At 67.6% G+C, this 23,951-nt stretch carries 16 protein-coding genes and 1 pseudogene; 12 read left to right on the top strand and 5 right to left on the bottom strand.

Going from position 1 to position 23,951, the window contains the following annotated elements:
- Window positions 1-469: 469 nt before the first annotated feature.
- Both IG08_RS0101860 and hutH read left to right on the top strand, forming a co-directional pair.
- Window positions 470-1,615 (top strand): GGDEF domain-containing protein, encoded by a 1,146-nt coding sequence (locus IG08_RS0101860; protein WP_030595255.1) that lies wholly within the window; start codon window positions 470-472, stop codon window positions 1,613-1,615.
- 82 nt (window positions 1,616-1,697) lie between these two features.
- Window positions 1,698-3,236: a histidine ammonia-lyase gene (gene hutH / locus IG08_RS0101855; protein ID WP_030595254.1), complete on the top strand. Its 1,539-nt coding sequence runs from the start codon at window positions 1,698-1,700 to the stop codon at window positions 3,234-3,236.
- 45 nt (window positions 3,237-3,281) lie between these two features.
- Here the strand turns inward: hutH and IG08_RS0101850 are convergent, their stop codons facing one another.
- Window positions 3,282-4,061, bottom strand: coding sequence for a hypothetical protein (locus IG08_RS0101850; RefSeq protein ID WP_030595252.1), 780 nt, complete (start codon window positions 4,059-4,061; stop codon window positions 3,282-3,284).
- A gap of 42 nt (window positions 4,062-4,103) precedes the next feature.
- Window positions 4,104-4,418, bottom strand: a complete 315-nt coding sequence (locus IG08_RS0101845) for a hypothetical protein (protein ID WP_199820792.1) — start codon at window positions 4,416-4,418, stop codon at window positions 4,104-4,106.
- Between the two features lie 109 nt (window positions 4,419-4,527).
- Between IG08_RS0101845 and IG08_RS0101840 the strand changes: the two genes are divergently transcribed.
- Both IG08_RS0101840 and IG08_RS0101835 read left to right on the top strand, forming a co-directional pair.
- Complete coding sequence (locus tag IG08_RS0101840; RefSeq protein ID WP_030595248.1) at window positions 4,528-4,872, top strand: hypothetical protein; 345 nt, start codon at window positions 4,528-4,530, stop codon at window positions 4,870-4,872.
- A gap of 207 nt (window positions 4,873-5,079) precedes the next feature.
- Window positions 5,080-6,348, top strand: a complete 1,269-nt coding sequence (locus tag IG08_RS0101835; RefSeq protein ID WP_234342779.1) for a L,D-transpeptidase — start codon at window positions 5,080-5,082, stop codon at window positions 6,346-6,348.
- 501 nt (window positions 6,349-6,849) lie between these two features.
- Here the strand turns inward: IG08_RS0101835 and IG08_RS0101830 are convergent.
- Together IG08_RS0101830 and IG08_RS0101825 are read right to left on the bottom strand one after the other, a co-directional pair.
- Window positions 6,850-7,053: a DUF397 domain-containing protein gene (locus IG08_RS0101830; protein WP_030595242.1), complete on the bottom strand. Its 204-nt coding sequence runs from the start codon at window positions 7,051-7,053 to the stop codon at window positions 6,850-6,852.
- Window positions 7,025-7,888, bottom strand: a complete 864-nt coding sequence (locus IG08_RS0101825) for a helix-turn-helix domain-containing protein (protein WP_030595241.1) — start codon at window positions 7,886-7,888, stop codon at window positions 7,025-7,027. The genes IG08_RS0101830 and IG08_RS0101825 overlap by 29 nt, the downstream gene beginning before the upstream one ends.
- A gap of 109 nt (window positions 7,889-7,997) precedes the next feature.
- On the opposite strand from IG08_RS0101825, the gene IG08_RS0101820 reads away from it, so the two are divergent.
- The 5 genes from IG08_RS0101820 to IG08_RS0101805 all read left to right on the top strand — a co-directional run bounded on the left by IG08_RS0101820 (window position 7,998) and on the right by IG08_RS0101805 (window position 16,582).
- Window positions 7,998-8,177, top strand: coding sequence for a hypothetical protein (locus tag IG08_RS0101820; RefSeq protein ID WP_030595239.1), 180 nt, complete (start codon window positions 7,998-8,000; stop codon window positions 8,175-8,177).
- Window positions 8,174-8,563, top strand: coding sequence for an ATP-binding protein (locus IG08_RS0101815; RefSeq protein ID WP_030595235.1), 390 nt, complete (start codon window positions 8,174-8,176; stop codon window positions 8,561-8,563). The genes IG08_RS0101820 and IG08_RS0101815 overlap by 4 nt, the downstream gene beginning before the upstream one ends.
- Window positions 8,564-8,882: 319 nt before the next feature.
- On the top strand, window positions 8,883-9,359 hold the full coding sequence (locus tag IG08_RS61090) for a hypothetical protein (protein ID WP_158812168.1): 477 nt from the start codon (window positions 8,883-8,885) through the stop codon (window positions 9,357-9,359).
- A gap of 564 nt (window positions 9,360-9,923) precedes the next feature.
- A complete protein-coding gene (locus tag IG08_RS60555) occupies window positions 9,924-16,010 on the top strand; it encodes a polymorphic toxin-type HINT domain-containing protein (protein WP_420823273.1) in 6,087 nt (2,028 codons plus the stop codon).
- A complete protein-coding gene (locus tag IG08_RS0101805) occupies window positions 16,007-16,582 on the top strand; it encodes a hypothetical protein (protein ID WP_158812167.1) in 576 nt (191 codons plus the stop codon). Before IG08_RS60555 ends, IG08_RS0101805 begins: the two co-directional genes overlap by 4 nt.
- 163 nt (window positions 16,583-16,745) lie before the next feature.
- Here IG08_RS0101805 and IG08_RS56620 read toward each other — a convergent pair.
- Window positions 16,746-17,496 (bottom strand): annotated as a pseudogene (locus tag IG08_RS56620) (tyrosine-type recombinase/integrase); the annotation flags it as partial.
- Window positions 17,497-17,939: 443 nt separating this feature from the next.
- Between IG08_RS56620 and IG08_RS0101795 the strand changes: the two are divergent.
- From IG08_RS0101795 to IG08_RS0101785, 3 genes are all read left to right on the top strand, one after another.
- Window positions 17,940-19,427 carry an ABC transporter permease gene (locus IG08_RS0101795; RefSeq protein WP_030595226.1) on the top strand — a complete coding sequence of 496 codons (1,488 nt, stop codon included), beginning with the start codon at window positions 17,940-17,942 and terminating at the stop codon, window positions 19,425-19,427.
- 289 nt (window positions 19,428-19,716) lie between these two features.
- The gene (locus IG08_RS0101790) at window positions 19,717-20,400 is read left to right on the top strand and encodes an ABC transporter ATP-binding protein (RefSeq protein WP_030595224.1); all 684 of its coding nucleotides are present in this window, start codon (window positions 19,717-19,719) and stop codon (window positions 20,398-20,400) included.
- 281 nt (window positions 20,401-20,681) lie between these two features.
- Window positions 20,682-23,939 (top strand): S8 family peptidase, encoded by a 3,258-nt coding sequence (locus IG08_RS0101785; RefSeq protein WP_052424435.1) that lies wholly within the window; start codon window positions 20,682-20,684, stop codon window positions 23,937-23,939.
- The last annotated feature ends 12 nt before the right edge of the window (window positions 23,940-23,951 follow it).

Below are 23,951 nucleotides of genomic sequence, written 5' to 3'. Positions count from 1 at the left end.
GGGGGGTGTCCGTCCTCGGTCGGGCGGTGCTGTGTGCTGGGGTTGTGCTCGGTGATGGACGCCCGCCGCTGCGGGCGGACACCCCCCGGCACGTCCCCTGCTCGCCGTACGCGGCTGACGACGCCCACGCCCACGCCGGGTTCTCGCCGTCGGCGGCTGACGCCCATGCCCGTGCAGGGTTGCTCACCATCGGCGGCCGCGGCAACGCCCTCAGGGGCGCGGGGAACTGCGCGCCCCGCCCCCACCGGCCCGCAGACGCCGTACGACCTCACCCGGCACCCCGCGGCGCGACCCGTCCCCACCGGCCCGCAGACGCCGTACGACCTCACCCGGCACCCCGCGGCGCGACCCGCCCCCACCGGCCCGCAGACGCCCTACGACCTCACCCGGCACCCCGCGGCGCGACCCGCGCTCACGAACGGCCCAACCGCAGATCACCCCCGCCCGGCAACATCCCTAGCCTGGAGTGATGGGTGAGGACACGCGGCTCGCGGCCGTCGTCGCGCTGGCGCAGGGCATGGCGGCAGCCCACGGCTCGCGCGAGGCGTGGCGTGCCGCGGCGGCCGGGGCGTGCCGCGCCCTGGGTGGAAACTTCGCCGCGCTGTCCGTATGGGAGCGGGAGCTCGGCAGGCTCAGGGTCCTCGTGAACGTGGGGGAGCGCGCCCCGGACGAGGAGGAGTTCCCCGACGCCGAGGCCTACCCCGTGCACCAGTTCCCGGAGATCACCGAGTTCCTGCACGAGCGGTGGGCCGGGGGCGGTGGGCCCAACGCCTGGGTGGAGACCGCGGAGGGGCCGGCCGCCGGGGGGCGTCCCGGATACATCCATCAGCGCGTCGCCGCCCTCCGGAGGCGAGGGCGTGGGTGCTGCGTCGTCGCTCCGATCGTGCTGAACGGGCGGGCATGGGGTGAGCTGTACGTCGCCCGCCCCGCCGGGGCGCCCGTCTTCGACCGCGCCGACGCCGACTTCGCCACCGTCCTGGCCGCCGTCGTCGCCGCCGGTATCGCCCAGGCCGAGCGGCTGGAGGAGGCGAGACGGCTGGCGTTCACCGACGCCCTCACCGGACTCGCCAACCGCCGCGCCGTCGACGTACGCCTCGACGAAGCCGTCGACCGGCACAAGAGGGACGGCGTGGTCGTCAGTCTTGTCGTCTGCGATCTCAATGGGCTCAAGCGGGTCAACGACACCTGCGGGCATGCCGTCGGCGACCGGCTTCTCGAGCGGTTCGGGTCGGTCCTCTCGCTGTGCGGGGCCATGCTGCCCGGCGCGCTCGCGGCGCGTCTCGGCGGTGACGAGTTCTGTCTGCTCGCGGTCGGGCCGTCCGCCGACGAGGTGGTGAGGGCGGCCGACGAACTGTGCCGCCGGGCAGCTGAATTGGAGCTCGGTGAAGGGGTGGCCTGCGGGGTCGCTTCCACCACGGATCCCATCGGGCCCGTCCACTCCGCCCGGCGGCTGTTCCGGCTCGCCGACGCGGCCCAGTACCGGGCCAAGGCCGAGCGGGCCGCCAAGCCGGTCGTCGCCGGGCGCGAGGGGCCTGATGATCCCGTTGTACGGCTTGCCGACGCGCCCTCCAAGGAGACCACCGCCGAGCGTCGCCGCTTCCGCGGGCGGCCCTGAGGTGTGACGCATCGGTAAGGGGCAAACACCGTCCCCGATGGTGACATCCTCGAATTCACTGCGTACGCTCCTGAATATGGATATGCACACTGTGGTGGTGGGGACGTCCGGGGTCACCGCGTCCGACGTCCTCGCCGTGGCGCGCGACGGCGCCCGGGTCGAGCTCTCCGCGGAGGCGGTGGCGGCCCTCGCCGCCGCCCGCGGGATCGTGGACACGCTGGCGGCCAAGCCCGAGCCCGTCTACGGCGTCAGCACCGGCTTCGGTGCCCTGGCGACCCGGCACATCAGCCAGGAGCTGCGTGCCCAGCTGCAGCGCAACATCGTCCGCTCGCACGCCGCCGGCATGGGGCCGCGGGTCGAGCGGGAAGTCGTACGGGCGCTGATGTTCCTGCGGCTCAAGACCGTCTGTTCGGGGCATACGGGAGTTCGGCCCGAGGTCGCCCAGACCATGGCCGACGTGCTCAATGCCGGGATCACGCCCGTGGTGCACGAGTACGGCTCCCTCGGCTGCTCCGGTGACCTGGCTCCCCTGTCCCACTGCGCCCTGACTCTCATGGGAGAAGGGGACGCCGAGGGGCCCGACGGGGTCGTCCGGCCCGCCGGTGAGCTGCTCGCCGAGCACGGGATCGCGCCCGTCGAGCTGCGCGAGAAGGAAGGGCTCGCCCTTCTCAACGGCACCGACGGCATGCTCGGCATGCTGGTCATGGCCCTCGCCGACCTGGACATGCTCTACAAGTCCGCCGACATCACGGCCGCCCTCTCGCTCGAAGGGCTTCTCGGTACCGACAAAGTGCTCGCGCCTGAACTGCACGCCATCCGCCCGCATCCGGGGCAGGGGGCCTCGGCCGCCAACATGCTGGCCGTGCTGAAGGGTTCGGAGCTCACCGGGCATCACCAGGACGACGCGCCGCGCGTCCAGGACGCCTACTCCGTGCGCTGTGCCCCGCAGGTCGCCGGTGCCGGGCGGGACACCATGGCCCATGCGCGGCTGGTCGCCGAGCGGGAGCTGGCTTCGGCGGTGGACAACCCGGTGGTGCTGGCTGACGGGCGTGTGGAGTCCAACGGGAACTTCCATGGCGCGCCCGTGGCTTATGTCCTCGACTTCCTCGCCATCGCCGTCGCTGACCTCGCGTCCATCGCCGAGCGGCGGACCGACCGGCTGCTCGACAAGAACCGCAGCCATGGGCTGCCGCCGTTCCTCGCCGATGACGCGGGTGTCGACTCGGGGCTCATGATCGCCCAGTACACGCAGGCCGCGCTGGTCAGCGAGCTGAAACGGCTCGCCGTACCGGCTTCGGCGGACTCCATTCCGTCCTCCGCCATGCAGGAGGACCACGTGTCCATGGGGTGGTCGGCCGCACGCAAGCTGCGCACCGCCGTCGACAACCTGACCCGTGTCATCGCCATTGAGCTGTACGCCGCCACGCGCGCCGTCGAGCTGCGTGAGGGGCTGACGCCCGCGGCGGCCTCGCAGGCCGCCATCACCGCCGTACGGAAGGCGGGGGTTCAGGGGCCGGGGCCGGACCGGTTCCTGGCGCCGGACCTCGCGGCTGCGGACGGGTTCGTGCGGGGCGGGCACCTGGTGGCGGCGGTGGAGACGGTCACCGGGCCGCTGCGGTAGGACGTGCGGGGCCCTGTCGTACGACGGACAGGGCCCCGGAGCGGACTACTTGAGCTTGGTCACCTGGGCCTCGATCACGGCCGTCGGCACGTCGGCCGCCTTGCCGCCTCCGAGCGCGGCGAAGTTCACCGTGTAGAACGTGGCGACGGTGTTGCCGACGCGCACCACCTCGGTGTTGAAGGTGGCCGTGCCCTCGCCGTCCATGTCGGATTCCACGGAGAACGCGACGGACTCGTCACCCTTCCCCGAGGCCTTCACCGGGGCGACCTCGGCGATCTTCAGGTCCTCGCCCTGGAGCGTGGCGCCGAACCCGCCCGAGCAGGCCGTGATGCCGTCGGAGACCGCCTTGAACGCCTTCTCGGCGCCGTCGCCGTCGTACGAGGACAGACCCACGAACGTCACGTCGACGTTGAAGGCGTTCTCGAGGTCGGCCTCGCTGATGTCGTCGGGGGACTTGCTGGCGGCGGCCGAGGTGTTGTCCGCGGTGATGGTGTTGCTGACGTTCGCGTCGGTGTCGCCCGGCGCGAGACCGGCCATGGCGTAGCCGAGCGGTGCGCACTCCGCCTCGGCGCCCTTGACCTCGCTCTTGGACTTCGGCAGCGTGTCGTCGCCGGAGGCGGCCTTGTACCCCTTGAGGTCGGCCGTCGCCAGCAGCAGCTTCTCCAGCTCGGCCGCGCCGAGCGCCTTCGCGGCCCTGGTCGGCGAGGAGGACGCCTCGGACCCCTTCGAGTCGTCCGAATCTCCGCCACACCCCGTGACAAGGGCGAGCGACAGCGCACTCACGGCAACCGTGGCGGCTATCCGCGCGCCCGATGATCTCTTCATGGGCGGACTATGAAGGCCGCACAAAGAAATCGTCAAGTCGGTTTAAAACCCGAGGCGTTCCCGCCGTACGGAATAGACGACGAAACCGGCGCCCAGGGTGAGGAACAGGCTGCCACCGACGACGTACGGCGTGGTGTCGAAGCTGCCGGTGTCGGCGAGTTCGGTGCCGTCCGCCGTCCCGTCGGCGGTGGTGGACGCGGCCCGCGCCTGTGTCGTGACCTGCGCCGACGGGGTTGCCGAAGGCTGTGTTCTCGCCGGTTCGTCCTGGGTCGCGCCCGCGGAGGGGACGAACCACAGGGCGCCCAGGAGGGTCGCCGCGGCGGTGGCGGTCAGCAACGGACGGCGAACTGATGACACGGAATATCGATCCCCTTGTGGCGCTGGCGAATTGGCCGTGTGTGCCGATGCTAATGAACGTCGCGGGTCGCGGGAAAGTCGTGGGCGGTACGGGCCGTACGCTCCGAGCATGAGCACTGCAGAAGCATCACGGTTTGTACGACTTCGAGTAGAACTGGTCGTCGAGATCGACGACCTGGACGCCGTCACCAAGGCCGCGCTGGCCCGGATCGGCGACGATCCCGAGATGCCGGCCGACGAAAGGGCCCACGCCGAGGGCGCTGTGACGGAAGACACCGCGGAGGCTCTCGCGTATCTCGTGGACCCGTTCGACCTGGTCAGCGAGATGCCGGGGGTCGAACTCGCCCAGGCTTCCTGGAGCAGCGAGCAGATCGACTACGACCCCGATTCGCCTGACTGGGACCTCGACGAGGATGATGAGGACGCGGACGAGGGCGAAGAGGCCGTCAACTGAGCAGGCTTGGGGAAAACGTGACCCCGGGCGGCAACCGCGGCCCGGGGTTTCGTCGTCTCAGGGGGCGCACGGACCGACACCCGCACCACCCGCCACGGCGGACGTGGTGTGCCCCACACCTTCCAAGAATGTGGAACGGGACGAACCGGTCGTAGCGTTTAAGTTTCATTGACGGGGACTCTCGGGGTTTCTGGGGAATCGGCAACGATGGAGAAGCGTGTGATGACGGTCGGTAAGCGGCGCAGGGGCCTGACGGTCGCCTCCGCACTGCTCGGCGGTGTGCTGGTGCTGTCGGCGTGTTCCAGCGGCGACAACGATGCCTCCGGCAGCGACAGCGGCAACGACAGCTCCCAGTCGAAGGTCGACGAGGCCGCGGCCAAGAAGACCTCCGAGGCCACGATCAAGATCACGCCAAAGGACGGTTCGGACAACGCCTCCATCAACAACTCCGCCGCCGTCACCGTGAGCAAGGGCACGCTCACGGACGTGTCGATGACCACCGAGGCCGGCGCCGAGGTCAGCGGCGAGATATCCGCCGACAAGACCAGCTGGAAGCCCAGCGGCCAGCTCGAGCGCTCCACCACCTACAAGGTGACGGCCGAGGCGAAGGACTCCGACGGCCGCGTCGCCCACGAGAACGCCTCGTTCACCACGGTCTCGCCGACCAACAGCTTCCTCGGCTACTTCACGCCGGACGACGGCTCCACCGTCGGCGTGGGCATGCCGGTGTCGATCAACTTCGACAAGGCGATCACCAACAAGGCGGCCGTCCAGAAGGGTGTCACCGTCTCCTCCAGCAGCGGGCAGGAGGTCGTCTGCCACTGGTTCAACGCCAACCGCATGGACTGCCGCCCGGACGAGTACTGGCAGGAGAACTCCACCGTCACGCTGAAGCTCGCGCTCGACGGTGTCGAGGGCGCGGACGGTGTCTACGGCGTCCAGCAGAAGACGGTCACCTTCAAGATCGGCCGCAACCAGGTCACCTACGTCGACGCGCAGACCAAGCAGATGAAGGTCACGCAGGACGGCAAGACCGTCAAGACCATCCCGATCTCCGCCGGTTCGCCCGAGAACAAGACGTACGAGGGCCAGATGGTGATCTCCGAGAAGTTCAAGGAGACCCGGATGAACGGCGCGACGGTCGGCTTCACCGACGACGACGGCAAGGGCGAGTACGACATCAAGGACGTACCGCACGCCATGCGTCTGACCAACTCCGGCACCTTCGTGCACGGCAACTACTGGGGCGCGAAGTCCGTCTTCGGCAGCGTGAACACCAGCCACGGCTGCGTGGGTCTGTCGGACACCAAGGGCGCCAACGACACGGGCACGCCGGGCTACTGGTTCTACACCAACTCGATCATCGGTGACGTCGTGGTCGTCCAGAACACCGGCGACAAGACGGTCGACCCGTCCAACGGTCTCAACGGCTGGAACATGAGCTGGGCGGACTGGAAGGCGGGTTCGGCGGTCTGACCGACCACCGCGCTACGGACGTCTGCTGACGTCAGTCGACTGAGGGCGGCCACCCGATCGGGTGGCCGCCCTCAACTTTCGCTTCGCGTAAGGGAGTTGCCGGTAATATCCGGCATGTGACGCGCCTCGGGTGCGCCTCCCTTGTTCCGGGCCCCCTCTCCTCGGGGCCCGGCCCGAAGCGGGGCGGTTCCGGGTACGAAAAAAGGCCGCCTCCCTATGGAAAGGGAGGCGCACCTATGGGACGTCACGCCAGACCGAAACCGACTCTCGTGTGTCGGCTCACTCGCCGCTTGCCGGAGTGCTGCGCCAAGCACGTGAGGAGGTGGTGGCTCTGGTTGCTCGCCAGGTAGCGGGAGATCCCTCTCAGTACTAGGGACCTCCCACCGAAGCTCCTGCCGAGCTGGAGCCCCTGTCGCGGATACCGGCCGTGGCGGGGGCTTCGTACTACTAGGAAAGTACACCGCCGCCACTCGCCGCAACCCCGACTCGGCCAGTCGGCGATCAGTTCGACTTGAGCGCCGCGACGAAGGGGGCCCAGGCGCGGTCGGTGAGGAGGAGCGCGGGGCCGTCGGGGGCCTTGGAGTCGCGTACGGGGACGAGGCCGGGGAAGTCGCTGGCGATCTCCACGCAGTCGCCGCCGCTGCCGTTGCTGTAGCTGCTCTTGAGCCAGAGAGCGTCACTCAAGTCGATCCGGTTGCTTGCCATTTCGGTATTCCTCTGCGGCTGCCTTGATCATGGCCAGGGACGTGTCTGGTGACAGTGCTACGGCCCTGAGCAGATCGTACGACCTGCGGTACTCCTCCACGAGGGCCGGATCGTCGATGGTGTCCCCGCTGTGCAACGACTCCGTGTAGAACAGCGGCGGGGCGTCCGGGAAGGTCATGACCTTGGCGGTGCCGAGCATGAATGGATGCGGACCGCTCTTCCGCAGAACGATCTGCGTAGCGATGCGACGCCGTTCCGCGAGTTCCACGATTCGGTCGAGCTGTTCGGCCATCTCGCGCGGGGGCAAGACTGCGTCGGTCATCAGCGACTCGTGCAGGATCGCCCAGTACGACGGGGTGTGATGGTCCTCTTCGAAGAGGCAGGCCCGCGCCATGCGGGCGGCGACCTTTTCCTCCACCTCCTCGTCAAGAGCCAGCGGATGCGTCGCTCTTACCACGGCCCGCGCGTACGCCGGGGTTTGGAGCAGCCCCGGAAGGATGGTGGGGCTCCACTCTTCGATGGTCTTGGCGTGCTTCTCCGCCTCCAGGACCTTCTCGAAGTACGCGGCGTGCGGCCCCCTCCGCGCCTTCCGTACGTCCTCACAGTGCCGCTCGAAGAACCCGTCGGTCCCCAGCACTTGATCCACATGCCGGGCCAGTTCCACCGGCATCCGCCGCTCACCGCGCTCGATGTCGCTGAGATACGTCTTGCCGAAGAAGCTGCCCTTGATCAACGCCTCCCACGACAGCCCCGCCGCCTCCCGCTTCCACCTCAACTCCTTGCCGTAGAAGGTCGGGACGCTCATCGAGCCGTCGATGTCCTTGCGCTGTGCCATCGTTCACCTTCCGCAGTCCCGGTCGCGAACGCGAACCCCCTTTTACGGTAGCCAGCCGCACGTCAGTCTGTGAGCAATTCGTCACAGAGCGCACAGGAGTTGGCGGCCCATGCAAACCCCCTACGACACCACCCTCTGCCTGGAGGAACTCCGCGACGCCCTCGCCCTGCACGGCATCACGCTGCCCTCCCTCCGCACACCACCCACGGGCCAGATCGCACTCGGCAACTGCAACCCGGCCACGGCCCGCGAACTCGCCGCGGCCCTCCGCAAGGCGGCAGAGGGATGACCTTCGAACTCGACCTGCTCGCCACGCCGAAGTCGGTACCCGAGCTGCGGCACCATCTTCGTCACCACAGCTTCGAAGTGCGCCTATGTGCAAGCGAGTTACTGACGAACGTGATTGACCACCTCGGCGAGGGCACGCCGGTGACCGTCCGGGTTCTGCGCACGGTTCACGGGTCCACGCGGGTCGAGGTCACCGACCCCGACCCGCGTGCCCTGCCCCTCCTGCTGCGGGCCACCGCCACGGACGAGAACGGCCGTGGCCTCGCTCTCCTCGACGCGCTGGCCCGGCGGTGGGGCGTAGAACCGGGTGCCGATCGCAAGACGGTGTGGTGCGAGCTGGAGGAACCGGCCCGGTGCTCTGTCACGCCGTCTCGCGGTTCGAGATAGACGCGCGGTGTTGTCGCCCGAAGCCATGCCGGATCCCGGTGCCGTACGCGCGACCTGCGCTTCGGTAGCTGTGAGCAAGGTCATGGGGTCGGAATGGAACCGTCCATTAAGTCCCCTCCTGTTCACAGGATGTTCATGGCAGTTACTGTCTCGCTTCACTGATCGACTTCTGGGTTGAGCTGGCTCCAGCGTGCTGGGGAGCACGGCCGGTTCGGCCTGGTCGCCGAGTGTTTTTGTTCATTGGGCTGCGGTCCGCGCACGAGAGGTGCGGGGGCTGCGTGGGGCGGGAGTTCGAGTGGCTGCTCGGCGTGCGCGTTGGTTGTCCGTCACAGTGGCGGGCGCGGTGTTGGCCGGCCTGTTGTCGACCGGGGCGGTGGTGACATCACCCTCGGCGGCCGCAGCCTCGGGCGAGACGACACCGCTGGTGCCGTCGCAGTCACTGGGAACCGTCCCGGCCCAGCAGGCGGAGGAAGCGGGCAAGGCGCTGCCGGAGCCGAGCTGGCCGGATGCCGCCGAGGCGACGGTGGATCTGTCGCAGTCAGCACCGGGGGAGCCGGGCACGGTAACGCCGGAGCCGTCCGCCACGGCCAGTGGGGACGCCACCGAAGTCGCCGACGTGGTCGAGGTGGCGCCCATACCCGACGCAGAAGGCGCTACGCCCCAGCTGTCACGGACACAGTCGGCCGCCGAGGGCACCGCCACGCCCACACCAGCTCCCAGCACCTCGGACGGCACCGAGGCGACGGCGTCCGCGAGCCCGGAGCCGAGCAGCACCGCATCGCCCCAGCCGTCGTAGCCCGAGTCGAGCGAACCGCCCGCACCGAGTGAACCGACCAGCACGGCAGAGCCGGCCGAAGAGCTGGTGTCGCCGGAGCAGGTCGATGTGAGGGTCCTGGACCGCCAGGACGTAGCCCCGGCCGGTGGTGTGGGGCTGGGCCTGCAGGTCACCCGCACCGACGGCGTGGCCTCACCCGGCCAAGTGCAGGTCGACATCGACTACTCGGGCTTCAAGTACGCCTACGGCGGTGACTTTGCCTCCCGGCTGCGGCTTGTGAAGCTGCCCGCGTGCGCCCTGCAGACCCCTGAAGCCGAGGGTTGCACGGAGCGCGAGGTGGTGCCCGCCGAGAACGACACCGCGTCCGGCACGCTGACCGCCACGGTGGTGGCCGAACCTGACAGCGATGGCCTGTCCGTACAGCTGGACAGCGACTCCAGCTCGGTCTACGCGTTGAGCAGCGGTTCCTCCTCGGACAATGGGGATTACCGAGCCTCCACTCTGTCCCCGACCGGTTCCTGGGACGTGGCGACCGGCTCCGGCGCCTTCACCTACAACCTTCCCGTCAGCCTGCCGGCCCCGGCGATGGGTTCGGCGCCGTCACTGGGCATGACCTACAACTCGCAGTCCGTCGACGGCCGCACCTCGGCGACGAACAACCAGGCCTCCTGGGTCGGCATGGGCTGGGACCTGAACGTCGGCTACATCGAGCGCCGTTACCGCAACTGCACCCAGGACGGCCTGGACACGATCGGCGACATGTGCTGGGACTCGCCCAACACCGCCGACGAGCCGGACGGCGCGGTCTACGTCATCAACCTCAACGGCGTGACCTCGACGCTGGTCCAGGACAACACCGGCACCGGCTCCTACCACCTGCATGACAACCCGGGCTGGCGGGTGCAGCACCTGTCCGGCGGGTACGGCGCGGACGACGAGTACTGGGTGATCTCCACCCAGGACGGGAAGCGCTACTACTTCGGCTGGGGTCGCTCTGAGCGCACCGTCGGCGCCACCGCATCGGTGTTCACCGTCCCGGTGGTCGGCAACAACACGGGTGAGCCGTGCCACGCCCAGTTCCCCGAACCGTGCACGCAGGCCTGGCGGTGGAACCTGGACCGCACGGTGGACGCCAACGAGGTCGAGGCCACTTACTTCTACGACAAGGAGACCAACTACTACCGGTCGGTCGCCAACACCGACAAGGCCCGCTCCTACACCTCCGGCGGCTACCTGCGGGACATCCAGTACGGCTGGCCGACCCAGATCGCGAACTCCAAGCCGACCGGCAGGGTGCAGCTGTCCCATGTGGGCCGGTGCGTGGAACGCATGGCGGACACGGACCCGCTGCGCAGCGAACCGGACGCCTGCCCGTCGATGGCCTCCAGCCCCTCGTCCTACCCGGACGTGCCCATCGACCTGCTGTGCGACGGCAGTTCGGCGGACTACTACTGCGCGGGTAAGACGTACTACCCGACGTTCTTCAGCAAGGACATGCTGTGGGACATCAAGACGTCCGTGCTGAACACCACCGCGGACGGCTGGGACCTGGTGCAGCAGTACCAGACCAAGCACGGCCTGCCCAACCCGGACGGCGCGATCGGCAAGACGCTGTGGCTGGACTACGTCCAGCGCAAGACCTACGGCACGGGCACCGACATCGTTCTGCCGGTCATCAACTTCAACGGCGTCGACCTGGACAACAAGGTCGGCTCGACCGAGCTCAACTTCCGCCGCCTCAGCACCATTCACGGTGACCTGGGCGCCACCACCACGGTTACCTACGGATCTCCCAACGCGTGCAGCGAGGACAGTCTGCCCAGCCAGTCCTCGAACACCAAGGACTGCTACTGGCAGAAGTGGACGCCCGAGGGTGAGACAGAGTCGAAGACCGGCTGGTTCAAGAAATTCCTGGTCACGAAGGTGACCGTCGACCCGACGGTCACCAGCAGCCAGGACGGCGCCCCGGAGATGACCACCAGCTACGACTACCAGGGCGGGGCCGGCTGGCGCTTCACCAATGACCCGCTCACCCCGGACGAGGACGAGTCCTGGTCGGACTGGCGCGGCTACCAGCGCGTCGAGGTCACCTCCGGCAGCGGCACCGTCAAGCACTCCACGTTCCACTGGCTCTACCGCGGCCTGGACGGCGACCGCACCTCCAAGACCGATTCATCGGCCACGCGGACCGTGTTGGTCACCGACGGCGAGGGCACCTCCTACACCGACTCTCCGTGGCTGCAGGGCCGCACCATCGAAACCTCGACGCGGGACGACGCCGGCAGCTCGCACGAGCGGGTCTTCCACTCGTACTGGAGTCACAACACCGCCCAGTACGAGGGACTGCGCGACGCCCGCTTCGTCCGTGAAGACGAGACCACCACCCAGACCAAGATTTCTACCGGCTGGCGCACCCACGTCGTCCAGAACGAGTACGACGCCACGACGGCCACCTCCGCCACCTACGGTCTGCCGCTGCGCACCGACGACCAGGGTGAAGCGGCGGTCTCCGACAACCGGTGCACCACGTACGGCCGCGCCTACAACACCGACCTGTACGAGGACGGCAAGATCCAGCGCTGGACGGTGCTCACCGACGAGACCCGTCACTACGCGAAGGGCTGTACCGACCGGGCCGCGGACAATCAGGACAGCTACGCCGTCACCCTGTACGACTACGCAACCGACCTGACCGGCAACAAGCCGACCGACGGCAACCCGACCGAATCCCGCGTATATACCAGTGCGGACAAATACCAGAAAGCGAGGTCTGGTTACGACGACGCGGGCCGCGTGACCTGGAGCGAGGACGCCAATCTCCGCCGCACCACCACCACTTACTCTCCGGCCAACACCTGGCCGCTGGACGGCATCACCACCACGACCGCAGCCCCCGGCCCCTTCAAAGACCCGCTGACGTCCACCGTCTGGATCTCCCGATTCTGGGGTGCGCCGTACCAAAGCAAGGACATCAACGGAGCCGTCACCAAGGTCACCCTGGACGCCGCAGGCCGCCTGACCGAGGCGTGGTTGCCAACTGAAACCGGCAGCTCGCCATCCCTCAAGTTCGACTACAGCATCCCCACCTCCACCAGCAGCGGGATCCCGGACTCCGTCAGCGGCTACCCCCGTGTGGGCTCCCATACCCTGCAGTCCGGCGCGACCTATCTGTCCTCGTACTCCTACACCGACGGACTCGGCCGCACTCGGGAGACGCAGGCATCCATCCCGGACGGCGTCGATGCCTCTACGGGAGCGCAGGTACCCAACCGGCGAGTGGCGGTCACCCGCTATGACACCGCAGGCAATGTCACGGGCACGTCGGCCGTCTTCCGTAATCAGGGGACCGCGGGCTCGGGAAGCCCGGTCAGTCCCAAGGTAGAGGACCTGCCGTCCTACACCGACCTGACTCTGGACTGGGCCGGTCGCCCCACCGTGTCACAGATCCTTGTCGGTGACGGATCCACGACCACGACCTCGCTGTATGGGCGGGTGGTCACGTCGTACGCAGGCGACTACACCACCGTCATACCCCAGGTGGGCGGCGCTACCGACACCTACACCGACGTGTATGGGCAGACCGCGAAGGTTGTCGGGCACAACGGCAGCTCCACCTTCACCACCCAGTACGGGTACACCGCCACAGGCGCCCTCTCAAAGATCACCGATCCGCGCGGCAACGACACGATCTACACCTACGACTGGGCCGGTCAGCGCACCAAGTCGGACGACCCGGACGCAGGCGTCTCCACCACGGAGTACGACTCCAACGGCCGGATCACCAACATCACCAGCAACGGTGGAAAGACGGTCCTGTCCTACGACTACGACAACCTGGGCCGCCAGACGTCCGTGTCCAGCGGCAGCGACGAACTGGCCTCCTGGACCTGGGACGGCACGAGCGTTCCCGGCGGCAAGGGACAGATCACCTCGACGACCAGCAAGGACGCGGACGGCAACACATACACAGTCAAGACCAACGAGTTCGACAGCCGCGGCCGTCCTCTGAGCACCACCGTCAGCATCCCGGCCAACGTCAACGGTCTGGCAGGCGACTACACCACCGAGTACACCTACGACGCCGCGGACCATGTCACCTCGGTCAGCTATCCCGCGGCCGGCGGGCTCGACGCGGAAACGGTCACCGCTACCTACGACGGTTACGGCCAGCCCGGCCGCCTGGCCTCCAACCGGGACACCTACGTCAAGTCGTCGGAGTACGACGCCTATGGGCGCCTGACTGCCCGGACCTACGGCCTGACCACCGTGCTGGGCGCAGTCGCACACCGCACCTACACCTACAACGACAGCAACGGCACACGCTGGTTGCAGGGCATCGCCACCACCGTCACGCCTCCGGGGGCGTCCCTTAGCGAAGTCCAGAAGGACACCTACAGCTACGACTTCGACGGCAAGATCACGGAACTGAGAGAACAGGCCACCGGCCAGACCGCGCAGTCGCAGTGCTTCCGCTACGACGACCAAGCCCGACTGACCAACGCCTACACCCGGTCAAGCGCGGGTGCGTGTGCTCTGGGCAGCACCTCCGACTTCACCGGAACGGCCCCGTACCAGAGCGCCTACGGCTACGACCGGCTGGGCAATCTCCAGTCCGTCACCGACACCGACTCGACCGGCAAGGCCACCGCCCGCGACTACCTCTATCCCGGCTACGACGACGCCGGCACCTGGACCACCGCCAACGCCGACTGGCCGCACGGCGTCCGCAAGATCAACACCATCACCGCCGGCACCACGACCGGCTCGGAAACCCTCACCTATGACGCCGCCGGCCAGATGGACACGCGCGTCGAATCCGGCACCACCACTACCAGTACCGACTACGACTGGAACAAGCTCGGCAGGCTCGCCACCGTCAAGACCACCAAGTCCAGCGGCAGCGAACTGACCCGGTACACGTACGATGCCGACGGCAACCTCCTGGTCCGTACCACGCCGCAAGAGACGGTCGCCTCCATCGGCGGGATGGAACTGCGCACCACCAACGGCACCACGGTCACAGCGACGCGCTACTACACAAGCGGCTCCGCAACGGTGGCCATGCGCACGACGGAGGGCAACAGCGCCGCCAACGGCAAGGTCACCTATCTGATGGGTGACACTCAGGCCTCCACACAACTCGCCGTCGACGCTGCCACCGGCACCTCAACCCGCCGCCGCTACACCCCCTTCGGCGACGAACGCAGCGGAAGCCTGCCTACCGGCACCGACAGCGGATTCCTCGGCAAGACCGAGGACACCAGCACCGGACTCTCTCTCCTCGGCGCCCGCGCCTACGACCCCCACCTCGCCCGCTTCCTCAGCCCCGACCCGATCAGCACGCCGTACGACCCGCAGAACCTCTCCGCCTACAGCTACAGCGGCAACGACCCCATCAACTACTCCGACCCGTCTGGACTGATCAGGGAGAATCCCGACGGAACAGAATGCACCGACGGCTGGGACGAATGCGGCCCAGGGGACGTCACCAGCCAGGGCGGAGAGGAAGACACTCCCGACATCCCAACAACCAGCACAGACCCGGGAACCGACTGCTCACAGTACGGATACATGGTCCGTGACGCCTGCCTTGCCCAGCCGTACACCGAAGACCACGACAACACCGGGTTCTGGGCGGGAGTCGTAGGCACGGCGATGACCGTTGTCGCGTTCTCTGCATGTGAGACTGCCGCCGCAGGGGCAGCAGGACCAACCGGTGGTGCGAGCCTCCTGGCCACAGGCGCGTGCTGGGGAGCAGCCGGCGCCGCCGGCGCTGCCACATCGGACGCCTTGGACGGGGACGAAGAGTCCACGACCGAAGCTCTCACCAACCAGGGTGAAGGCGCCGCTCTGGGTGTTCTCACCGGGGCCGTCAGCCGGGCAGCGAAGGCGCTCCGGGCGCAGGCGGCTGGCCAGTGCCTGAACAGCTTCCCGCCCCAAGAAGACGTTCGCATGGCAGACGGATCCACAAAGAGCATCAAGGACGTCAAGACCGGAGACGAAGTCCTCGCCACCGACCCTGAAACCGGCCAGACGGAAGCGCGCACAGTTCTTGCCACCATCATCACCAAGGACGACAAGGACTTCGCCGACCTCACGGTGAAGACCCGCAACGGCGAGTTCCAGATCATTGCGACCGCTCACCACCCGTTCTGGTCCCCCAGCAAGCACACCTGGATCAACGCAGGCGACCTCGACCGTGGCATGACGCTACGCACGGACTCCGGTCCCGAGGTCACAGTGACGTCGAACCGCGCTTTCCATGAGAAGCATGAGACCCGCAACCTCACCGTCGACGGTTTGCACACGTACTATGTGCTGGCGGGCGAGACGCCGGTCCTCGTTCACAATTCCGGCGGTTGCCCTGATTTGGATGCTCTTTCGCAGAGCGGGATGCGTCCGGCTAAGGGGAATACGACTCATGCCGGACGCGAATATCAGAAGCATATGAACCGTGGGGATCTTCCTGTGGTTCCAGGGAAGCAGTTGAAGTCTGCCGGTCAGGACCTGTTGGATGACATTCTGACCAACCCGAAAACTGCTACATCTCCTGTAAATTCTGGCAACTTCGCTGGCGGGACGCGGTATATCATGCCGGACCCGACTGGTGGACGTGGGATCGGGGCAACCTTCGATGCCAATGGCCAGTTCCAGTACTTTGGGCGGTATTGAAAATGCTGGTAATCAACCCGTGGGATGCTCTGGCCCATAGCGGTGCTGGGATCACTGAATTCCGGGAGGCTGTCGCGGGCCAGATCGTGAAAACGGTTCGCTACGTGGCGCCGCGGGGGGAGGGCTGGCCCGAAGGGCATAGGGAAGATCGAGCTCACGAAGTCGACATGGCTGTTGAGCTGGGCATGGAGAGTGGGGCCGTGCTGGTTCTGTCCTGGGCAATGGACGGCGTCAACGAAGGCATGGCGATTGAATTCAGGAGTCCTGGAGAATCGGGCACCAGTCTCCCCGGTGATCCCATCGACGTGAGTGAGCACGTCGATTGGGAGAGGTTCTTGGGTGTGTCGATCGTGAGTATCGGAATCGCCTGGCATATCCCTAATGAGGGATGTCCAGAGATGCCTTGGGCTTACAATTTCGGGTTCTCTGATGGGTCGAGTCTAGTCATTGCACTAGGTGAGGCTGAGGGTGCGGGATTCATGTATATGCCCGATGCTCTGCTCGTGATCTTCGATAAGAGCCTTGCGGCTGCGTATAAGATCCCGGCGAGCGCTACTTCTTCGTGTGGGTAGAATACGTCGGGGTGCATGGTTCTATGCGCCCGATTTCTCGTTTCGGCTCTTCTAATTCCTGAGTGATGTAATTCCTAGGGAAAGAATGAAGAGAAAGGGGCCTCGCCGGAGTGATCTCCGGTGTGGCCCCTGCCGCCGTTTGACAGCAACGGTGACGGCGACGTCAGCAGACGATGGCTGTGGTGGGTGGGCCGTCGAGGGCGTCGGTCGGGCCGATGGTGGTGCCGAGAGTGTCAATGGCCTGGCGCTCGAGGCGGAGTCGGACATGGGCGTGGAGGCCGGCGGTGACGCCGATGTGGGCGTGGCTGAGGAGTTCCTCGGTGACGACGAGGTCGACGCCCTGTTCCAGGAGCAGGGTCGCGGTCGAGTGGCGGAGATCGTGGAAGCGGATTGTTCGGAGGCCTGTGTGGCGGAGGGGGAGGCGGCTCAGGTTGGTGGGGTCGAGCGGTCTGCCAGTGGAGTGGTGAAGACGAGACCGTTGTCCGTCCAGCCCGTTCCGGCTGCCTGGCGCTCTTCCTTCCGTTGTTCCTGGTGGGTCTTGAGGGAATTGAGGCATTCGGTAGGGAGGGCGATGCGGAGTTCGGAGGCGAGAGTCTTGGTGTACAGGATGGTCAGCCCCTGACTGCGTGTGCGCTGGAGGGAACGGCGGATGGTGGCGGTGCCTCCGTCGAGGTCGAGATCTTCTCAGTGGAGGCCGAGGAGTTCGCTCTTGCGGAGTCCAGTGCGCAGGGCGAGTTCGTACAAGGCAACAGCCGGTCGTCGCCGGCCGTCTGGAGGAACGGCCGGGCCTCGACTGCTGTGAGGGGCTGGAAGCGGCCGGGGCGGGGCGCGGCGGTCTTGACATTGCCGGCGACGTTGCGCGGAAGCTCCTCCTCTCGGAGGACCGCGTGGAGGTACGCCACGGTCAGTGGGGAGTTGGGGCGTAGCCGTCGCGGGGTCGTCATCGCCGTCTGCCGGGTGGCGATGGAGGGCGGTGTTGTCCCTCTCTCAGGAGAGCGGACGCCCGCTCCATACTGATCTCGACTGGCCCCGCTCTTCGGCTTCCGGCCGCTCGGCGTGACCGACGGCTGTATCACGTCCCGGCGGGCCGTCGCCCTTGGGCGGGAAGGCGGAGCAGCCGTGGGGCTGGTGGACCTGGAATGCTCGGGATTAAGGGGCGCCTTCATGGACGGGGAACGCTGGGTGGCCGTGCTCGATGTGAACGAGAGGGACAAATCCGGCAGTTGGTCCTGGCGGGCCCTTGCGCCGTGTGGCTGACAGGCGCGTCCGGGCTTCTGCCTGGCTCACAGACAGCCTTCTCATCGTTCTCTTATGTCTGCCTTATCCAGCCATCACGCGCCGTACCTACCTTGCGGCCATGTTCTTCACCTACCTGAGGCGCGAACTGCGCCGCCGCAGAAAGGCGGCCCTCGTCGTCGCCTCCGGGCTCGCGCTCGGCATCGCGCTGGTCATCGTGGTCTCCTCCGTGTCGTCCGGCATGGGGAAGGCGCAGGACAAGGTCCTCCAGTCGCTGTACGGCCTCGGCACGGACATGACGGTCACCAAGGCCGCCCAGCCGCAGGCGAACAGCTCCGAGCGTCCGCGCTTCGAGTTCGACGCGCAGGACAACGACTCCGGCGAGGAGCAGAGCAGCGACCGCGTCATGGTGCAGGGCTTCCAGACCCTGTCCACCGCCACCGTCTCCAAGGTCGGCAAGCAGACCGGCGTCTCCGACGCGGTCGGCGGCCTCAGCCTCCAGGTCATCAAGGTCAGCGGCGAGTTCACCCGCGGCCAGTTCCAGCAGGGCGACAACGGTCAGGAAGGCGGCAACCAGCAGGGTGGCGGTCAGAACGGCGGCGGCACCGGCCAGCCGCAGGGCGAAGTGCAGGGCGGCGGAGCCAACTTCGACGTCAACAACTACTCGGTCTTCGGCACCGACGTCACCAAGTCGGCCCTCGGCCCGCTGACCTCCTCCAAGCTCACCAGCGGCCGTACCTTCAAGACGACCGAGACCAACGCCAAGGTCGCTGTCGTCGACTCGGCGTACGCCAAGGAGAAGAAGCTCAAGGTCGGTTCCACCGTCACCATCAAGAGCGTCAAGTTCAAGGTGATCGGCGTCGCGACCGCGGACAGCGGTGACTCGGCGGCCAATCTCTACATCCCGCTCAAGCAGGCGCAGACCCTCAGCGAATCGAAGAACAAGGTCACCACGATCTACGTTCAGGCGACCGACTCGCAGAAGATCGACGCCGTCAAGTCGACCATCCAGAAGAACATCTCGGGTACGACCGTCACGACCTCCGCCGACCTCGCGGACACCGTCTCCGGCTCCCTCTCCACGGCCTCCTCGCTCGCCACGAACGTCGGCAAGTGGCTGTCGATCGCGGTGCTGGTCGCCGCCTTCCTGGTGGCGGGTCTGCTGACCTCCTCCGCGGTCTCGCGCCGCGTCCGTGAGTTCGGCACGCTGAAGGCGCTGGGCTGGAAGTCGGGGCGGGTGACCCGGCAGGTCGTCGGTGAGGCGATGGTGAACGGCCTGCTGGGCGGTGCGCTGGGTATCGCGCTGGGCCTCGCGGGTGCGTATCTGGTGACGGCCATCAGCCCCACGCTGCAGGCGCAGTTGGGCAGTAGTGGTGGCGGTGGCGGGGGCCAGGGTGGTCCCGGCGGGGGCGGCGGCTTCGGCGGCGGCGGTCCTGGTCAGCAGGCCGCGGCCAAGACCCTGGACGTGGCCCTCACGGCCCCGGTCAGCCTTACGACGGTCGCGATCGCGGTGGCCCTGGCGGTGGCGGGCGGCCTGATCGCGGGAGCGTTCGGCGGCTGGCGCGCGTCCCGGCTGCGGCCGGCGGACGCGTTGCGCCGAGTCGAGTAGCGGGCGTCGGCTGTGGCCGGGCGGGGGTGGGTCGCGCAACTCGGCGCTGCCGAGGTGCCGCCTTCTGTCAGTCGTGCCGCCCCAGCGGCACGACCGCCCGCAGCTACGCAGGTTCCAGCGACGTGGCTGCGCGGGGCTACGGCGCCATACGACCCACGCAGGCTGAACCCACCCAGGGGCGCGGGGCTGCATCGATATGCGGCTCCGCCGCGCGGGCGCGACCAGCCCCCACCGACCCCGCAGCCAAAGACGATCCGCACCACCCCGAACCAACCCAGGAGCTACCCAGATGTACGAACTCAAGAGCGTCACCAAGCGCTACACCCGAGGCAAGGACACCGTCCACGCCCTCGCCGGTGTGGACCTCACCATCGCCGACGGCGACCGCCTCGTCATCCAGGGCCCCACCGGCGGCGGCAAGTCCACCCTCCTCCAGATGCTCGGCGCCCTGGACAAGCCCACCGAGGGCGAAGTCGTCCTCGACGGCGTCGACCTGGCCAAGCTCTCCGAGGCCAAGCTGACAAAGGTGCGCAGCGAGAACATCGGCTTCGTCTTCCAGAGCTTCAACCTGATCCCGACGCTCACCGCACAGGAGAACGTCGAGACCGCCCTCGTACCCCTCGGGGTGAAGACGAAGGACCGGCGCGAACGGGCCGCCGCGGCGCTGGAGTCGGTCGGGCTCGGCGAGCGGCTCGGGCACCTGCCCGGCGAGATGTCCGGAGGCCAGCAGCAGCGCGTCGCCATCGCCCGCGCACTCGTCAAGAACCCCAAGGTGCTGCTCGCCGACGAACCCACCGGAAACCTCGACGAGTCGATGCGCGACGAGATCATGGACGTACTCGAACGCATGTGGAAGGAGCTGGGGTTGACCTTCATCATGGTCACCCACGACTCCGCCATCGCGAAGAAGGCGCCGCGGCTCGCGACCATCCGCAAGGGCAAGATCACGGTCAAGGAGAACGCCGCCTCCTGAACGCCGACTCCTGAACTCCGCTTCCTGAACGCCTACTTGTGAATCCGGCAATCGTGTAACAGACCTGCCTGTCAGGCACCTGTCTATTGAGCCCGCTGATCACCCCCCGGCATACTGCGGATACCGGGGGGTGCACGCATGTGCGTGCGAGTCTGCCCCCGGCCGGGTGAACGGGGACCATTTACCCGGTTCTTCTGCAAGGGGGAATCTTGCGCAGACAAGTAAAAAGGGCATGCGCTGGCACGATCGCCGCGGCGGCCGCAGTAGCTCTGGCGGCGGGCATGACCAGCCCGGCGTCGGCGGATGCGGAGCAGACGGCGAGCGCCTCGACCAAGGCGGCGCAGCTCACGGCCAAGCACCGCATCACCCTGATCACGGGTGACCGCGTAGTGGTGGACGCCAAGGGGCGTGTCGTGGGCCTCGAGCCCGCGAAGGGACGCGAGCACATACCCGTCCAGCTCCGCCAGGCCGACGGGCACACCTATGTGCTGCCGGCCGACGTCACCCGCCTGGTCAACAGCGGCAAGCTGGACCAGCGGCTGTTCGACGTCACCGAGCTCAACAAGACCGCCAGCCGCAAGTCCCAGAAGCAGGGACTGAAGGTGATCGTCGGTTACAAGGGCACCGCCGCGGCCACCAAGGCCGACGTCCGTGACGCGGGCGAGCTCCGCCGGAGCCTGAAGTCGCTGAACGCGGACGCGGTGCAGACGCCGAAGGAGGACGCCCCCGAGCTGTGGGACGCGGTCACCAACGGCGACAAGACCGCCTCCGGCATCGCCCACGTCTGGCTCGACGGCGTCCGCAAGGCCAGCCTCGACAAGTCCGTGCCGCAGATCGGCGCCCCCACCGCGTGGGCCGCCGGCTACGACGGCAAGGGCGTCAAGATCGCCGTCCTGGACACCGGTGTCGACGCGACCCACCCGGACCTCAAGGACCAGGTGATCGCCGAGAAGAACTTCTCCACCTCCGCGGACGCGACCGACAAGTTCGGCCACGGCACGCACGTCGCCTCCATCGCGGCCGGTACCGGCGCGAAGTCCGGCGGCAAGTACAAGGGCGTCGCGCCCGGCGCCAAGCTGCTCAACGGCAAGGTGCTGAGCGACGACGGCTACGGCGACGACTCCGGCATCCTCGCGGGCATGGAGTGGGCGGCCGAGCAGGGCGCCGACGTCGTCAACCTGAGCCTGGGCGGCGGCGACACTCCGGAGATCGACCCGCTGGAAGCCGAGGTCAACAAGCTCTCGGCGGAGAAGGGCATCCTCTTCGCCATCGCCGCCGGCAACGAGGGCGACTTCGGCGACCAGACCATCGGCTCCCCGGGCAGCGCGGCCTCCGCCCTGACCGTCGGCGCGGTCGACGACAACGACAAGCTGGCGTCCTTCTCCAGCACCGGCCCCGGCCTCGACGGGCAGATCAAGCCCGACGTGACCGCTCCCGGCGTCGACATCACCGCGGCGGCGGCCCCGGGCAGCATCATCGAGCAGGAGGTCGGCCAGAACCCGGACGGCTACCTGACCATCTCCGGTACGTCGATGGCGACCCCGCATGTCGCGGGCGCGGCGGCGATCCTCAAGCAGGAGCACCCGGACTGGACGTACGCCGAGCTGAAGGGCGCCCTCACGGGCTCCACGAAGGGCGGCAAGTACACGCCGTTCCAGCAGGGTTCGGGCCGTATCCAGGTCGACAAGGCCATCAAGCAGACCGTGATCGCCGACCCGGTGTCGGTGAGCTTCGGTGCGCAGCAGTGGCCGCACACCGACGACACCCCGGAGACCAAGCAGGTCACCTACCGCAACCTCGGTGACAAGGACGTCACGCTCAAGCTGTCGTCCACGGCCACCAACCCGAAGGGGCAGGCCGCTCCGGCCGGCTTCTTCACGCTGGGCGCCACCTCGGTGACGGTCCCGGCGGGCGGCAAGGCCTCCGTCGACCTGACGGTCAACAGCAAGCTGGGCGGCACGCTCGACGGCGCGTACTCCGCGTACGTGACGGCGACGGGCGACGGCCAGACCGTGCGTACGGCCGCTGCCGTGCAGCGCGAGGTCGAGTCCTACGACGTCACGCTGAAGGTCCTCGGCCGTGACGGCAACGCGACCGCGAACTACATGACCGACCTGTCCGGCATCTCCGGTCTGGGCAACGGCAAGTGGTACATGCCGTACGAGGCGGACGGCACCGTCACGGTCCGCGTGCCCAAGGGCGGTTACATCCTCAACACCACGACCTTCGTGGACCCGGAGGACGTCACCAAGGGCACCGACTGGCTGGTCCGTCCGAAGCTGAACGTCAACAAGAACGTGACGATCACGCTGGACGCACGCAAGGCCAAGCCGGTCGACATCACCGTGCCGGACGCCGGCGCCAAGTCGGAGTTCGCCTCGCCGGGCTTCCAGGTCAACACGTCCGAGGGCGGCTTCGGCTACGGCTGGTGGCTGGACTCGTACGCGGGCTTCAACACCGCGCATGTCGGTCCGAAGATCACCGACGGCTCCTTCAGCCAGCAGTTCGACGCCCACTGGAGCAAGGGCGCCAAGGAGCAGTACGACACCGTCGCCGGCGGTGTGGTCGAGCAGTTCGCCACCGGTTACACCAAGCACTACAAGGCGAGCGAGCTGGCCACGGTCAAGGTCGGCATGGGTGCGGCGGCGAGCGGCAAGTCCGGCTCGGTCAACGCCGTCGGCTGGCTGCCCGGTAGCTTCAGCGCCACCTCGATCGGCTTCAGCCAGACCCTGCCCGGCATCCGCACCCTGCACCTGTCGACCCTCGGCGGTGTGAAGTGGGGCGTGGACTTCGAGCAGTCCGGTGGCGTCGACGAGGACGGCTTCCCGGTCTCCGAGGCGTACTACACGCTCGGTGCCGCGCAGTCCTTCAAGGGCGGCAAGAGCTACTCGAAGACGTTCAACACGGCCGTCTTCGGGCCGCACTTGAACGCGGAGTTCGGTCTCTACCGCGACGGCAACAACATCTACGGCTACATCCCGCTGTTCGCCGACGGCAAGACCCACGCCGGTTCCTCGGCCTTCACCTCGGTGAAGACCACCCTCTACCGCAACGGCACTCAGGTCGGCACCAACGACGACCCGCTGTTCGGCGAGAAGGCGTTCAAGGTCCCGGCCGGCCAGGCCGAGTACAAGCTGACCACCTCGGTCAAGCGCAGCGTCAAGGTCGCGGCGGCCTCCACCCGCATCGACGCGAGCTGGACGTTCAAGTCCAAGAAGCCGGCCGACCTGGCCAAGCTGCCCGCGTCCACGGCCCGTTTCGCGGCGAGCACCGGTCTGGACAGCAAGGTCACGGCCGGTAAGACGGTCAAGATCCCGGTGACCGTCGAGGGTGCCGCCAAGGGCTCGAACCTCAAGTCCCTGACGGTGTACGTCTCGTACGACTACGGCCAGACCTGGAAGAAGGTCAAGGTCGTGAACGGCAAGATCTCCGTGAAGAACCCGGCGAAGGGGAAGGCCATCTCCTTCCACGCCAAGATCGCCGACAAGAAGGGCAACAAGTCGACGATCTCGATCTACAACGCCTACTACGGCAAGTAGTTCGTAGCTGAT

Source organism: Streptomyces fulvoviolaceus (assembly GCF_000718165.1).
Classification (GTDB): domain Bacteria; phylum Actinomycetota; class Actinomycetes; order Streptomycetales; family Streptomycetaceae; genus Streptomyces; species Streptomyces fulvoviolaceus.
This window is presented reverse-complemented; position numbering and strand designations above follow the sequence as displayed.